10 protein-coding genes are annotated in these 15,620 nt (G+C 44.7%); all 10 read right to left on the bottom strand.

Going from position 1 to position 15,620, the window contains the following annotated elements; genetic code table 11:
* Positions 1-15: 15 nt before the first annotated feature.
* The 10 genes from carB to murC all read right to left on the bottom strand — a co-directional run bounded on the left by carB (position 16) and on the right by murC (position 15,611).
* Positions 16-3,246: a carbamoyl-phosphate synthase large subunit gene (gene carB, locus IHV80_RS02445; protein ID WP_004734974.1), complete on the bottom strand. Its 3,231-nt coding sequence runs from the start codon at positions 3,244-3,246 to the stop codon at positions 16-18.
* Positions 3,247-3,262: 16 nt separating this feature from the next.
* On the bottom strand, positions 3,263-4,402 hold the full coding sequence (carA, locus tag IHV80_RS02440) for a glutamine-hydrolyzing carbamoyl-phosphate synthase small subunit (protein ID WP_017109272.1): 1,140 nt from the start codon (positions 4,400-4,402) through the stop codon (positions 3,263-3,265).
* Positions 4,403-4,905: 503 nt separating this feature from the next.
* Positions 4,906-5,730, bottom strand: coding sequence for a 4-hydroxy-tetrahydrodipicolinate reductase (gene dapB / locus IHV80_RS02435; RefSeq protein WP_081008115.1), 825 nt, complete (start codon positions 5,728-5,730; stop codon positions 4,906-4,908).
* Between the two features lie 92 nt (positions 5,731-5,822).
* A complete protein-coding gene (mutT, locus tag IHV80_RS02430) occupies positions 5,823-6,221 on the bottom strand; it encodes an 8-oxo-dGTP diphosphatase MutT (RefSeq protein ID WP_017084773.1) in 399 nt (132 codons plus the stop codon).
* Between the two features lie 307 nt (positions 6,222-6,528).
* Positions 6,529-9,255, bottom strand: a complete 2,727-nt coding sequence (gene secA / locus IHV80_RS02425; protein ID WP_192889955.1) for a preprotein translocase subunit SecA — start codon at positions 9,253-9,255, stop codon at positions 6,529-6,531.
* 388 nt (positions 9,256-9,643) lie between these two features.
* Positions 9,644-10,561: a UDP-3-O-acyl-N-acetylglucosamine deacetylase gene (lpxC, locus tag IHV80_RS02420; RefSeq protein WP_017087510.1), complete on the bottom strand. Its 918-nt coding sequence runs from the start codon at positions 10,559-10,561 to the stop codon at positions 9,644-9,646.
* 96 nt (positions 10,562-10,657) lie between these two features.
* Positions 10,658-11,887 carry a cell division protein FtsZ gene (gene ftsZ, locus IHV80_RS02415; protein ID WP_017084771.1) on the bottom strand — a complete coding sequence of 410 codons (1,230 nt, stop codon included), beginning with the start codon at positions 11,885-11,887 and terminating at the stop codon, positions 10,658-10,660.
* A 31-nt stretch (positions 11,888-11,918) separates the two neighbouring features.
* Positions 11,919-13,187, bottom strand: a complete 1,269-nt coding sequence (gene ftsA / locus IHV80_RS02410) for a cell division protein FtsA (protein ID WP_004729844.1) — start codon at positions 13,185-13,187, stop codon at positions 11,919-11,921.
* On the bottom strand, positions 13,180-13,968 hold the full coding sequence (locus IHV80_RS02405) for a cell division protein FtsQ/DivIB (protein WP_404818305.1): 789 nt from the start codon (positions 13,966-13,968) through the stop codon (positions 13,180-13,182). Before IHV80_RS02405 ends, ftsA begins: the two co-directional genes overlap by 8 nt.
* A 182-nt stretch (positions 13,969-14,150) precedes the next feature.
* Entirely contained in the window at positions 14,151-15,611 is a 1,461-nt protein-coding gene (murC, locus tag IHV80_RS02400) for a UDP-N-acetylmuramate--L-alanine ligase (protein ID WP_192889953.1), read from the bottom strand.
* Between the last annotated feature and the right edge of the window lie 9 nt (positions 15,612-15,620).

Here is a 15,620-nt window from a genome sequence, read left to right as displayed (position 1 = left end):
ATACACGTGAGTCAATTAAGCTTGAGAAGCTTTAACTTGTGCGTGTAGCTCTTGAACTGAAGTTACTGACGTTTTCGCGTCTGCAGTGTGCGCCATGCAAGTCGCGAATGCAGCGTTTAGCGTAGTCGTGTAGTTAACTTTCTCAGCCAATGCGCCACGACGAAGAACTTTAGAATCTTCAATCGCTTGACGGCCAGCAGCAGTGTTCACTATGTACGTGTACTCATTGTTCTTGATACGGTCAAGAATGTGAGGACGACCTTCGTGTACCTTGTTTACTAGACGTGGGTTGATACCCGCTTCGCCAAGGATAACTGCAGTACCGTGTGTTGCGTCTAGCTGGTAACCAAGCTTAGATAGCTTAGATGCTAGGTCAACAACGCGCTCTTTGTCGCCTTCACGAACAGAAAGAAGTGCACGGCCGCCTTCTGGGTAGATGTTGCCACAACCCAATTCAGCTTTAGAGTATGCTTCAGCAAACGTTGCACCAACACCCATAACTTCACCAGTAGAGCGCATTTCTGGGCCTAATAGTGGGTCAACACCAGGGAATTTGTTGAATGGAAGAACAACTTCTTTCACTGAGTAGTATGGTGGGATGATTTCTTTCGTAAAGCCTTGAGACTCTAGCGATTGACCCGCCATAACACGAGCTGCAATCTTAGCGACCGCTGCGCCTGTTGCTTTCGATACGAACGGTACTGTACGTGCTGCACGAGGGTTAACCTCGATTAGGTACACTTCGTTGTTCTTAACAGCAAACTGCGTATTCATTAGACCACGAACACCCAACTCAAACGCTAGCTTTTCAACTTGCTCACGCATTACGTCTTGGATTTCTTGGCTTAGCGTGTAAGCAGGAAGAGAACATGCTGAGTCACCCGAGTGAACACCTGCTTGCTCAATGTGCTCCATGATACCCGCAATAACAACGCGCTCACCGTCACAAATCGCATCAACGTCTACTTCAATGGCATCATCTAGGAAGCTATCAAGTAGTACTGGAGATTCATTTGAAACGCTGACTGCTTCGTTGAAGTAGCGACGTAAGTCTTGCTCGTCGTATACGATTTCCATCGCACGACCACCAAGAACATAAGAAGGACGAACAACCAATGGGAAGCCGATTTCACGAGATTTCTCTACCGCTTGCTCCATTGTTGTTACTGTCGCGTTTTCTGGTTGTAGAAGACCAAGACGGTCAACAGCAACTTGGAAACGCTCACGGTCTTCTGCACGGTCGATTGCGTCTGGGCTAGTACCAATGATTGGTACGCCAGCAGCTTCAAGCTCACGAGCCAGTTTCAGTGGTGTTTGACCACCGTACTGAACGATAACGCCTTTTGGCTTCTCAACACGAACGATTGCTAGTACGTCTTCCAGTGTTACTGGTTCAAAGTACAGACGGTCAGATGTATCGTAGTCTGTCGAAACTGTCTCAGGGTTACAGTTAACCATGATTGTTTCGTAGCCATCTTCACGCAGTGCTAGAGATGCATGTACACAACAGTAATCAAATTCAATACCTTGGCCGATACGGTTTGGACCGCCGCCTAAGATCATGATTTTCTCTTTGTCTGTTGGGTTCGATTCACATTCGTCATCGTAAGATGAGTACATGTAAGCCGTATCAGAAGAGAATTCTGCCGCACACGTATCTACACGCTTGTAGACTGGGTGAATATCGTATTGGTCACGTAGACGACGAATTTCACTTTCTGCCACACCTAGAATCTTAGACAGGCGAGCATCAGCAAAACCTTTACGCTTAAGCTTCATTAGCTCGTCTTTATTCAGACCAGCAAAGCCTTTCGCTTTAAGTTCTTGCTCTAGTTTCACGATGTCTTCGATTTGAACTAGGAACCAACGGTCAATTTGCGTTAGGTTGAATACACCATCAACTGACATACCAGCACGGAAAGCATCTGCGATGTACCAAATACGGTCAGAACCAGCTTCTTTAAGCTCATGGCGAATCGTCGTTAGAGCGTCAGGCGCATCTAGGTCAACCATTTCGTCAAAACCAGTTGCGCCAACTTCTAGACCGCGAAGTGCTTTCTGTAGAGATTCTTGTTGGTTACGGCCGATAGCCATAACTTCACCAACCGACTTCATTTGCGTCGTTAGACGGTCGTTAGCACCTGCAAATTTCTCGAAGTTAAAACGAGGAATCTTAGTTACTACGTAGTCGATTGTTGGTTCGAATGATGCTGGTGTTGCGCCGCCAGTGATGTCATTCATTAGCTCATCTAGCGTAAAGCCAACAGCCAGTTTCGCTGCAATCTTAGCGATTGGGAAACCTGTTGCTTTAGAAGCAAGTGCAGAAGAACGAGATACACGTGGGTTCATCTCGATGATAACCATACGGCCATCTTTCGGGTTGATACCAAACTGTACGTTTGAACCACCCGTTTCAACACCAATCTCACGCAGTACCGCTAGAGAAGCGTTACGCATTAGTTGGTATTCTTTGTCTGTTAGCGTTTGAGCCGGAGCCACTGTGATCGAGTCACCAGTGTGAATACCCATTGGGTCAAAGTTTTCGATCGCACACACGATGATGCAGTTGTCGTTCTTGTCGCGAACCACTTCCATCTCGTACTCTTTCCAACCGATTAGTGACTCATCGATTAGAAGTTCGTTGGTTGGAGACAAGTCCAAACCACGACGACAGATTTCTTCAAATTCTTCTTTGTTATAAGCGATACCACCGCCTGTACCACCCATCGTAAACGATGGACGAATGATACAAGGGAAACCAACCATTTCTTGAACTTTGTAAGCTTCTTCCATCGTTTTCGCTGTATCAGCCGTTGGACACTCAAGACCAATCGATTTCATTGCTTTATCAAAACGAGAGCGGTCTTCAGCCTTATCGATAGCGTCAGCCGTTGCGCCAATCATCTCTACGCCGAACTCTTCAAGTACGCCGTATTTTTCTAAATCTAACGCACAGTTAAGTGCAGTTTGGCCGCCCATTGTCGGTAGAACTGCATCTGGCTTCTCTTTAGCGATGATGTTACGAACCACTTCCCATTGGATAGGTTCGATGTAAGTCGCATCAGCCATGTCTGGGTCAGTCATGATTGTCGCTGGGTTCGAGTTTACAAGAATAACTCGGTAACCTTCTTCGCGAAGTGCTTTACAAGCTTGAGCACCAGAGTAATCAAACTCACATGCTTGACCGATAACAATCGGACCAGCACCTAGAATTAGAACACTTTTAATGTCAGTACGTTTTGGCATTATCTACTACTCCGGATTACGCTGTGTGCTGTTTAATTAATTCAATGAAGTGGTCGAATAGCGGTGCCGCATCTTCTGGACCTGGGCTTGCTTCTGGGTGCCCTTGGAAGCTAAATGCTGGTTTATCTGTACGGTGGATACCTTGTAGAGAACCATCAAATAGAGACTTATGAGTCGCTCGCAATGTCTCTGGAAGTGTATCTTCGTCAGCAGCAAAGCCGTGGTTTTGTGAAGTAATCATCACAACATCACGATCTAAATCTTTAACCGGGTGGTTTGCACCGTGGTGACCAAACTTCATCTTCACTGTCTTAGCACCTGACGCAAGAGCAAGAATCTGGTGACCTAGACAGATACCAAAGATTGGTAAGCCTTTTTCTAGGAACACTTTTGTCGCTTCAATTGCGTAAGTACATGGTTCTGGGTCACCAGGGCCATTTGAAAGGAAAACACCGTCGGGGTTCAGAGCGAGTACTTCTTCTGCTGAAGTTTCAGCAGGAACAACCGTTAGGCGGCAGCCGCGGTCAACAAGCATTCGTAAGATGTTTCGTTTTGCGCCGAAGTCATAAGCAACAACGTGGTATGGCAATTCAGAGTCTGCTTTCGCTTCAGGAAGTCCACCCGTAAGCGTCCACGAACCTTGTTTCCATTGATACGCTTCTTTTGTTGTAACTTCTTTCGCAAGGTCCATACCTTTCAGGCCAGGGAATTCTTTTGCCTTAGCCAGAGCCAAAGCTTCGTCTAAATTGTTACCTGCAACGATACAACCGTTTTGAGCACCTTTTTCACGAAGAATACGTGTCAGCTTACGAGTATCGATATCAGCGATACCAACAACGTTTTGCGACTTAAGGTAATCAGAAAGGGATTGTTCATTACGGAAGTTAGAAGCGATTAGAGGGAGATCGCGAATCACAAGGCCTTGAGCGTGGATTGAAGAAGATTCTTCATCTTCGGAATTGGTTCCGGTATTGCCAATGTGAGGGTAAGTAAGGGTAACGATTTGTTGAGAATAGGAAGGATCAGTGAGGATTTCTTGGTACCCCGTCATCGAGGTATTAAAAACGACTTCACCAACTGCAGAACCTACAGCGCCAATGGCTTCACCGTGAAATACTGTCCCATCTTCTAGGACGAGTAGTGCTGACTTCTTCAAGACAACCTCCAGAAATAAAAATGCATTAAAATTGATTTAATTTGCAAATCTACCTTCCTGCAACACTAAAAACTGCGTGTTTATGGAAATTAGACAAATTGGCGGTATTTTAGTGATCTGCGTGATACGTGTCAACATTTAACGCAAAAGAAATTAAACATTTGTAAGAACTAATTCAATTTCCTTTACCAAAGCTTCAAAAGTTCAACTTTCATACTCAATTAATAGGAATATTACGATTTTCTAATTTTCACCCGTCATTTTCACCCGCCATTGAGTAACAAAAATATCACCAACAAAACGCAATCGATAAATACAAAGAGTAAACATGTAAATTTAGGGCTTTAAATCAAAAACAACAGCCAAGCACCCATAAACAATAGCCAATTACAGTTCTAATCAGGAAAAATCGAGAATAAGAAGAAAGTAACCAAGAGCAGTTTAAGTGGAAAAAAGGGGGTAATAAAGAAAGCGCCGGCAATTGCCAGCGCATAAATATCTATTTATAGATCGTTTAAACCAAGGACATCCGTCATGGTATAAAAGCCTGCTGGCTTGTCATTTAGCCAAACAGCCGCCTTGATTGCGCCATTAGCAAAGGTCATTCTATCCGTTGCTTTATGGGTAATTTCAACGCGCTCGCCAATATCAGCAAACATAGCGGTATGCTCACCAATGATGTCACCGGCACGAATTGTCGCAAAACCGATCTCATCTTTTGTACGCTCGCCCGTAATGCCTTCGCGTGACCATACAGCGACATCGTTTAGTTCATTGCCCATCGCACCGGCGATCGCTTCGCCCATGCCAATCGCAGTACCAGAAGGTGCATCAACTTTATGACGGTGGTGAGCCTCTACGATTTCAACATCACAGTAATCGCCCATCACTTTAGCGGCCTTTTCTAGCAGCTTAAATACCAGGTTTACGCCTACACTGTAGTTTGGTGCCATTACAATAGGCATCTCTTTTGAAGCCGCATCGATAACCTGCTTTTCTTCTTCAGAGAAACCTGTCGTACCGATAATTAGCTTCTTTCCGTGACGTTTACAAAGTTCAATATTCGCTAATGTGCTCACAGGTGCGGTAAAGTCGACGATCACGTCAAACTCTTCAATCGCTTTCGAAAGGTCATCGACTAGAGCTACATCAAAACGGCCTTCACCGCATAACTCGCCAACATCAACACCGACCAAAGATGACTCTGGGCGCTCTGAACCAGCGCCAACGCTTGCTTCTGAATTTTGGTGAGCGGCTTTCACCAAGTTACGACCCATACGGCCAGCTGCTCCTGCAATTGCAATTCTTACCACTGCGAATATCTCCATTGTTTTGGTTACCGTCACTGCTCATCTGTCGCAGCAACGTTCATTCGATTAATCTCTTTAAACTAACAACAATCTCAAACTCAGGCTAGCAATTACGAAAACTCTTTTATTACTCGCTCTAAAATGGGCACATTCGCTTCAGGGAATGCGTATTGGCTCAATGATTCAAGATCGACCCATTCACCTTGTTGCCCTTCTTTACCATAAGGCTGTTGCTCGAAATCAGTCACAAGAATGAAATCAAACTTAAGCGACTTGTCACTGTAATCAAATTCAAGGTGCTCAAACAGAGACTGATCTGTCACCTTAATGCCAATTTCTTCATCAAGTTCACGAGCCATCGCCTGCTCAATGGTTTCGCCCGCTTCTACTTTACCACCAGGGAATTCCCAGAAACCGCCTTTGTGCTTGTCGTCTGGGCGTTTAGTGATAAAGACCTGTGACTTATCTTGGTTGAAGATAATGCCCGCGACAATATGGATTCTTTTCATATGATGATGTTCCTTCTATGTCCCTACCGTCATTCCCTACAATGAGGAACGAATTAGATAGGGTATCTGCTCTTTTGTTAGTTCGAAAGATCCCCGACTCGCTCGTACCTCACTCTCGAGGATGACGCTATCAAAACCTTATTATTTACATACAAAAAGAGCCGCCTAAGCGACTCTTTTTAATATCAGTAAGTTTTATGAAGCTAAGCTGTGATGTGGTGAGTGCAAGGAGGTGGCACGGAGCTTACGTTAGTAAGTGAGTACCTCCGACACTGTAATCATCCGTTACAGCAACGTTTCACCAAACTTAGTCAATTTTGCCGTGACACTGTTTATACTTCTTACCACTTCCACATGGGCATGGTTCGTTACGACCCACTTTACGCTCATCACGTACTACCGTTTGTGGAGATGCCGCATCCGCTTCATCGTCAGCTAGCTGGTTTTCAGCCGTTGCGTGTTGTGCTTGTGCACGACGCGCCGCTTGTTCAGCTTGAGCTTGACGTTGAGCTTCCATCTTTTCAACTTCTTCTTGTTGCTGAACGCGAACTTTAGAAAGGATGGTAACAACATCTGTTTTCAGCACATCGAGTAGGCCTTCAAACAGTTCAAACGACTCACGCTTGTACTCTTGTTTCGGGTTCTTCTGAGCATAACCACGTAAGTGGATACCTTGACGAAGGTGATCCATCGCAGCCAAGTGCTCTTTCCAAAGACCGTCTAGCGTTTGTAGCATCACAGACTTCTCGAAGTTACGCAGTACTTGAGCACCAACCACTTCTTCTTTCTGTTTGTACGAATCTACCGCCATACCAAGAATACGCTCACGCAATGCTTCTTCATAAAGCTTGTCGTCTTCGTCTAACCAACCTTGAATATCAAAGTCTAGGTCGAAGTCATTCTTCAGACGATCTTGCAGACCCGCGATATCCCACATGTCTTCAAGAGATTGAGGAGCGATGTATTCATCAATGACTGACGCCAGTACATCTTCACGGTTGTGTTCGATCATCTCGCTGATGTCATCAGAACTCATCAGTTCATCACGTAGCTCATAAACAACCTTACGTTGGTCATTGGCTACATCATCGTACTCAAGAAGCTGCTTACGGATGTCGAAGTTACGACCTTCCACTTTACGTTGAGCTTTTTCAATTGAGCGAGACAGCATCTTAGATTCAATCGCTTCGCCTTCGTCCATACCACTTTGGATAAGACCAGCCATACGATCAGACGTAAAGATACGTAGTAGAGAATCTTCCATTGATAGGTAGAAACGAGAAGAACCCGCATCACCTTGACGACCAGAACGACCACGTAGCTGGTTATCGATACGGCGAGATTCATGACGCTCAGTACCAATGATGTGCAGACCACCTGACTCAAGAACTGTATCGTGGACAACTCTCCAGTCAGCTTTGATCTTGTCGATCTGCTCTTTCGTTGGATTATCTAGCTTCTCAATTTGTGCCTGCCAGCTACCACCTAACACGATATCGGTACCACGACCTGCCATGTTAGTTGCGATAGTTACCGCACTCGGCATACCAGCTTGCGCAACGATCTCAGCTTCCATCTCATGGAACTTAGCATTTAGTACGTTGTGCTTAATTTTTGCTTTTTTCAGTGCGTTAGACAGCAGTTCAGATTTCTCGATAGAAACCGTACCAACCAGTGATGGCTGACCAGCCGCAACACGGTCTTTGATGTCTTCAATGATCGCATTGAACTTGTCTTCTTCAGTACGATAAACCACATCTGGCATATCGTTACGAACCATAGGCTTGTTGGTTGGGATAACCACCGTTTCTAGGCCGTAGATAGACTGGAATTCGAAAGCTTCAGTATCAGCAGTACCTGTCATGCCTGACAGTTTTTCGTACAATCGGAAGAAGTTCTGGAATGTAATCGATGCTAGCGTTTGGTTTTCATTTTGAATCTTCACACCTTCTTTAGCTTCAACAGCTTGGTGTAAACCTTCAGACCAACGACGACCTGGCATAGTACGACCAGTATGTTCATCAACGATAACCACTTCGCCTTCTTCAGTAACGATGTAGTCGACGTTTTTCTCAAACAATACGTGTGCACGAAGCGCAGCATTCACATGGTGCAATAGGCTGATATTGGTTGGAGAGTAAAGTGTGTCACCCTCTTCCATCAAGCCGTTTTTGACCATTAGTTCTTCTACAAATTCTTGACCGTTTTCAGTCAGGTGAACCTGTTTTGATTTTTCGTCCATGGTGTAGTGACCTTCACCACGGTACTCTTCTGAATCTTCTTTATCTTGACGCTCTAGAGAAGGAATTAGAGTGTTAATGCGCGTATAAAGGTCAGAACTATCTTCAGCTGGGCCAGAGATAATTAACGGAGTACGAGCTTCATCAATTAAGATTGAGTCAACCTCATCGACTACAGCGAAGAAGCGCTCACGTTGAACTCGGTCTTCAGCACGGAAAGCCATGTTGTCACGAAGGTAATCAAAACCAAACTCGTTGTTTGTTCCGTATAGGATGTCAGCTTGGTACGCTTCTTTTTTCTCTGGCGGAGCCATGTTTGCCACATTCACGCCAACAGTCATGCCAAGGAATTCAAATAATGGACGGTTTGTTTCCGCATCACGCTTCGCTAGGTAATCGTTCACCGTTATTACGTGAACACCTTTGCTTGGTAGCGCGTTTAGATAAGCTGGTAGGGTTGCGGTAAGTGTCTTACCTTCACCAGTACGCATCTCTGCAATTTGGCCACCATTTAGAACCATGCCACCAATCATTTGCACGTCAAAGTGACGCATGCCGTAAACACGCTTAGACGCTTCACGTACCGTAGCGAATGCTTCAGGTAGAAGTTGATCTAACGATTCACCTTTATCTAAGCGCTCACGAAACTCAACCGTTTTTGCTTTTAGCTCTTCATCAGAAAGTGCTTCAAACGTTGGTTCGTAGTTATTAATTTCTTTTACAATTTTTCTAAGGCGGCGCAGTGTTCTGTCATTGCGACTGCCAATTACCTTTGTCAGCAGCTTAGTAATCATGTGCTTGGAATCTCTTCGTTCTCAGATCGTCCGCGATCTATTTTAAATGCCGTCAGTCTCTACTAGCTATGAACTAGTCTTCAGTTACTAACCAAGGATACTGAGATAAATCTAGTATCTTTGATATTGTACTTGAGAGTAGAGTTTTCAAGGCTTGAGTTAAAATTAATGCCCTTTAGTGTAAGTAATTTTCACACTAACGACCATTTAGAACACCATTTGTTTGATGTGCTTGGAACTTTTCTTTCTAATTGCTGATGGATTAAGCAGACTGCAGCCCATTGGCCAGCAATTTCCGGAGGTTAACGACACTGTATCTGGAAAATAGATACAAAAAAACCAGGCCGATGACCTGGTTTTTGAAATCTTATATTGTTGTAAACAACAATTACGCTAGAACCATACCCGGTTCTGCGAAAGCAACTGGAGAGCCAGCTTCTTCTTCGAATGTTGCCCATTCCCAAGCTTCTGCGTCAGCAAGAACTGCACGTAAAAGTTGGTTGTTTAGGCCGTGACCTGATTTGTATGCACGGAACTCACCAATAATAGCGTGTCCACACATGTAAAGGTCACCAATCGCATCCAATACTTTATGAGTTACAAACTCATTATCGAAACGAAGGCCTTCTTCATTAAGGATTCGGTATTCGTCCAGTACGATAGCATTATCAAAGCTACCGCCAAGTACTAGGTTTTGAGACTGAAGGTACTCAATATCGCGCATAAAACCGAAAGTACGAGCACGAGAAATCTGCTTCACAAAACCTTGTGATGAGAAATCAAACAACAAACGTTGCTCATCGGATTCAATTGCAGGGTGGTTAAAGTCGATCTCAAAGTCCATACGGAAGCCGTTAAATGGAACAAACTCTGCCCATTTATCGCCATCTTCAAAACGAATAGGCTTTTTGATTCGAATAAAACGCTTCGCTGCATTCAGTGTTTCTACACCCGCTTGCTGTAGCAAGTATACGAATGGGCTTGCGCTGCCATCCATAATTGGAATTTCTGGAGCATCTACTTCAACAATAATGTTGTCGATACCCATTCCAGCTAGAGCTGCGTTAAGGTGCTCCACTGTAGAGATACGTACGCCTTCGTCATTAACAAGAGCGGTACATAGCATAGTGTCACGAACTGATGCGGGATCAGCTGGGAAATCTACAGGTGGATTTACATCTGTACGACGATAAACAATACCTGTATTTGCAGCTGCCGGGCGAAGAGTAAGTGTGACTTTACGACCAGAGTGGAGACCCACACCAGTTGTTTTCACAATTTCTTTCAGAGTACGTTGTCTGATCATCTGCTTGCCTCGTTATCAGTGCTACAAATCACGGTCAGTATTTACCGACCGCGAATTTTACCATTAATTCGACGATAGTCAAATTTTGGGTATTTGTTAATCAGCCTGACGTCGTAAAAATGCTGGGATATCTAAATATCCGCTCTCTTTCTCAGCTTTAGGTGCAGCACTCTGGCTAGCCCCTGTACCTGAAGAAACAGGTGACGTTGTTGGCTGTGGTTTAACTTGAGGTTTTACCTCAGTTTTTTCCTGCAATGGTTGTGCCACTTTCTCTTCCACTTTTGCTGCTGTTTGAACAGCAACTTGAGGTTGAGGCGTTGGCGCTACTTTTGCTTTACCACCAGCAACTAAAGTAATGTCTGGTTTTTTCTCTGTGCCGATACCTGTTGCAACAACAGTTACGCGGATTTCATCCGTCATATCAGGATCTAGAGAAGTACCAATAACAACCGTTGCGTTATCAGAAGCGAATGCCTTAACTGTATTACCCACAGTTTCGAATTCATCTAAGCGCATATCTAGGCCAGCAGTGATGTTAACAAGAACGCCACGAGCACCAGCTAGGTCGATGTCTTCTAATAATGGGCTAGAAATTGCCGTTTCAGCAGCTTCTTCAGCACGGTCTTCACCTTTTGCGATACCGCTACCCATCATTGCATGACCCATTTCCGACATCACAGTGCGAACATCCGCGAAATCGACGTTGATCATACCAGGGCGAGTAATTAGCTCAGCGATACCTTGTACAGCGTTTTTAAGTACATCATTTGCACTTGCGAAAGCTTCTAGCAGTGTTACGCCACGGCCAAGTACTTTAAGCAGCTTTTCATTTGGAATCGTAATTAAAGAATCCACATGTTTAGAAAGCTCTTCGATACCTTGCTCAGCAAACGCTAAACGCTTTTTGCCTTCAAAGCTAAATGGCTTAGTTACAACAGCAACCGTTAGCACACCCAACTCTTTCGCAACTTCAGCAATAACTGGAGCAGCACCTGTACCTGTACCACCGCCCATACCAGCTGCGATAAATACCATATCGGCGCCAGTTAGAACTTCTTTAATTCTTTCTCGATCTTCGAGAGCTGCATCACGGCCTACTTGTGGGTTTGCACCAGCGCCCAAGCCTTTAGTGATATCACCACCAATCTGGATCACGCTGCTCACGCTTGTTTTACGAAGGGCTTGAGCATCAGTGTTAACACTAATGAATTCTACGCCTTCAATTGACTCACGTACCATGTGCTCAACAGCGTTACCGCCACCGCCACCAACTCCAACGACTTTAATTACTGCATCGTCAGACATTTCCATCATCGGTTCAAACATGTGTTATCTCCGTTTTTTCCTGCAACTCAGGTTAAAACTCTTTTTGTATCCAATTACGCAATTTACCAAATAAACCTGACATAGAAGGTGCTGAACGCTTAGGTTCGCTGTAATCACCTTCATCACTTATCTGACAATCTCTTGCGTAATGAAGTAAACCAACCGCCGTAGAATGATACGGCTCTTTAACATAGTCAGTTAAGCCACTAACTTCTAACGGCTTACCAACTCGAACTTGATTGCGGAAAACACGTTCCGCACACTCTACCAATCCGTCAATTTGTGCCGCTCCACCAGTGAGAACGACGCCAGCTGCAAGGTGGTGTTTAATACCCTCATCTCGTAGCTGTAATTGAACTGTATCAATAGTTTGGTTAACGAGCCCCATAAGTTCAGTGTAACGTGGTTCAATCACTTCCGACAAAGTTTGTCTTTGCAAACTTCTCGATGGACGGCCACCTACACTAGGGACGTTAACAGAATCATCCTTGCTTACGAGTTCACTCAGAGCGCAACCATGGTTTACTTTTATCTCTTCAGCATCGCTCACTGGCGTACCGAAAGCGAAGGCAATATCACTGGTTACTGCATTTCCTGCATAGGAAAAGACTTCTGTGTGTCGCAGTGCGCCGCCAGTCCAAATGGAAATATCCATCGTACCGGCACCAATATCAACAACACATACTCCAAGCTCTCTCTCGTCGTCAGTAATTACCGCATTACTTGAGGCAAGTCCTGAAAACACGATTTGTTCTACAGTGAGACCACATCGTTCAACAGCTTTAATAATGTTTCTCGCCATGTCGCTATGGCAAGAAATTAGATGAACACTGACTTCCATTCGAACACCAGATAAACCAAGCGGATTCTTAATGCCTTCTTGGTAGTCGATGGTAAATTCTTGTGGAATCACGTGCAGAATTCTCTGCTCATCACCTATTTTAATCGATTTCGCGGTATGGATCGCTCGATCCATATCGTCTTGAGACACTTCTTCATCAGAAATAGTGCCCATGCCTTTTTCAATTCGGCTTGCGATATGCTTACCGGACAGTGAGATAAATACATTGCTGATTTGGCATTCAGCCATCAACTCTGCTTGATCAATCGCTCGCTGAACCGATTTCACTACCGACTCTAGGTCGTTTACACCACCTTTATCCATACCTCTGGATGGGCTTTGCCCTGAACCAATGATATTGATTTGACCATCAGGCAGTATTTCACCAACTAGAGCTGATATGGTCGCAGTGCCTATATCAAGACCAACGATTATGTTGTCATCTGCGGTCTTAGTCATTTCTGCTCTCTTCTAACTCTTGCTCTGGAAACCAACCTACAGCGGCTCCCGTATCATACCTGAGGTCGATGTAGCTCACTTGATTCGCTTTACTTCCTAATTCGTTATAAAGCGAAATAAAGCGTTCAACACGCTCATTTAAAGAATCTTTACCTAGTTCTAAACGGATACCGTTATCTAGGATTATTTGCCAAGCGCGACGTTCATTAAGAACAAGTGAGGTAACGGTTAATCCTAGACTGTTAATCAAAGGAGTTATCTGTCGCCATTTTGCTATCACTTCTTGGCTGGTCCCTTCCGGGCCATAAAGCTTAACTCTATCACCCTTTAACAGGCCGATATCGCCATTAAACACTTGACCGTTTTCGTTGAGCAGCATGTTGCCATTCCAGATTGCTGCCGCTTGGTATTCAGTCAAAAATACTTTTATTGTGTCTGGCCACTGTTTACGAATCGAGACAACAGATACCCAAGGTAACGCCTCTAAACTGTCTTGTAATACCCCAATATCTTGCGACATGAAGGTGCCAATATGTTCTAACTCGCCAAAAGCATGCTGAACATCACCAGCCGTTACATAAGTTAAGTCGCCTTGAAGTACTATTTTGGAAAGAGGCAATCGCTGATCGTCCCACATCCAAGTCAGTGTGGTATAGAAAAGAAACCCAATGAATAGCAATACCACGACTAAAAAAGACCCGCCTAAGGCGTGTTTCTTGAGCGATGGTAAACTGAATAGGTGGCGGTTTTCGCTAAAAGTACTTTCTACCAAAGCCCGCATTCCCTGTCGTTGGTTCGCAATTCTATTCCCTATCTTCGTAATAGAGGTAAAAGCACTTACTTTAACCTATGAATTATACTGAGCAAAATCAAACTATCAAACGTTGATAATAAGATTTTTGGTCAATTTTAGGTCAATCGCAAGAAGTGAGCGATTGACCACAGTCTGTAGACAGTATTCTGTTACGCGTTCTGCATCTTATTAATGTCTAACTGTAACGATTCGAGTTGCTTAGCAACACGACCAACATCACCTGCGCCTTGCGTTAAAACAAGGTCACCACCTTGAATTACGTTAGCTAAAACAGATGGCAGAGTGTTGATATCAGCAACAAAAATTGGATCTATCTTACCACGCCCGCGAATAGTTCGACTTAGTGAACGTCCGTCTGCTCCTGCAATTGGTTTCTCACCGGCAGAATAAACATCTAATAGAATAAGTACATCTACTTGCTCAAGAACATTCGCGAAATCATCATACAGATCGCGAGTGCGACTATAACGGTGCGGCTGGAAGATCATCACGAGACGTTTGTCTGTCCAACCACTGCGAGCAGCTTGAATCGTTACATCAACTTCAGTTGGATGATGACCGTAATCATCAACCAACATTGCAATACCTTTACCCGTTTCGTATTCACCTAGGTGATCAAAACGACGGCCTGTGCCTTCGGTTCCTGCCATCGCTTTTAGGATCGCTTCATCGCTGATGTCATCTTCCGTTGCCACCGCAATCGCTGCAGAGGCATTCAGTGCATTATGACGCCCCGGAATGTTCAGCGTGATATCAAGATTAGCTTTGCCTTCACGAACGACAGTGAACTTACCTTGCTGGCCTTCTTGTACGTAGTTTTCAATTCGGATGTCAGCATCTTCTGAGAAGCCGTAGGTAATCACTTGGCGACTAACCTGAGGAATAAGCTCACGTACTACCGGGTCATCAACACACATCACAGCCTGACCATAGAATGGCAGGTTATGTAAGAAATCAATAAACGTCTGCTTTAGCGTCTCGAAATCGCCGCCGTAGGTATCCATATGATCCGCTTCAATGTTAGTGACGATACTAACCATTGGTTGCAGATGTAAGAATGACGCATCGCTTTCATCGGCTTCAGCGATAAGAATACGACTAGAGCCTAGACGAGCATTCGTACCTACACTCTTCACCAAACCACCGTTTACGAAGGTTGGATCTAAACCCGCTTCCGAGTAAATCTGTGTAACTAGTGCAGTGGTAGTTGTTTTACCGTGCGTACCTGCCACAGCAATTCCATGACGAAAACGCATCAGCTCAGCCAGCATTTCAGCACGACGAACGATAGGTGTGCGCGCTTCTCGAGCGGCAATAATCTCTGGATTTTCTTCGTTGATAGCGGTTGAAACCACTACCACACTTGCTTCGGCAACGTTACTTGCTTGGTGACCGATATAAACGGTCGCGCCCTTGCTAACTAAACGATCGGTCACTGGGTTTTGAGCAATGTCGGAACCCGTGATCTGGTAGCCTTCATTAAGCAAGACTTCAGCAATCCCGCTCATTCCTGCGCCACCAATACCAATGAAGTGGATAGATTTAACACGGCGCATCTCTGGCACCATTGCACGGATTTGCGCTAAGTCTTGGGTATGTTCAATCGTCATCAATTCAAT

Origin of the sequence: Vibrio bathopelagicus (genome assembly GCF_014879975.1) — a bacterium.
Taxonomy (GTDB): Bacteria; Pseudomonadota; Gammaproteobacteria; order Enterobacterales; family Vibrionaceae; genus Vibrio; species Vibrio bathopelagicus.
This window is presented reverse-complemented; position numbering and strand designations above follow the sequence as displayed.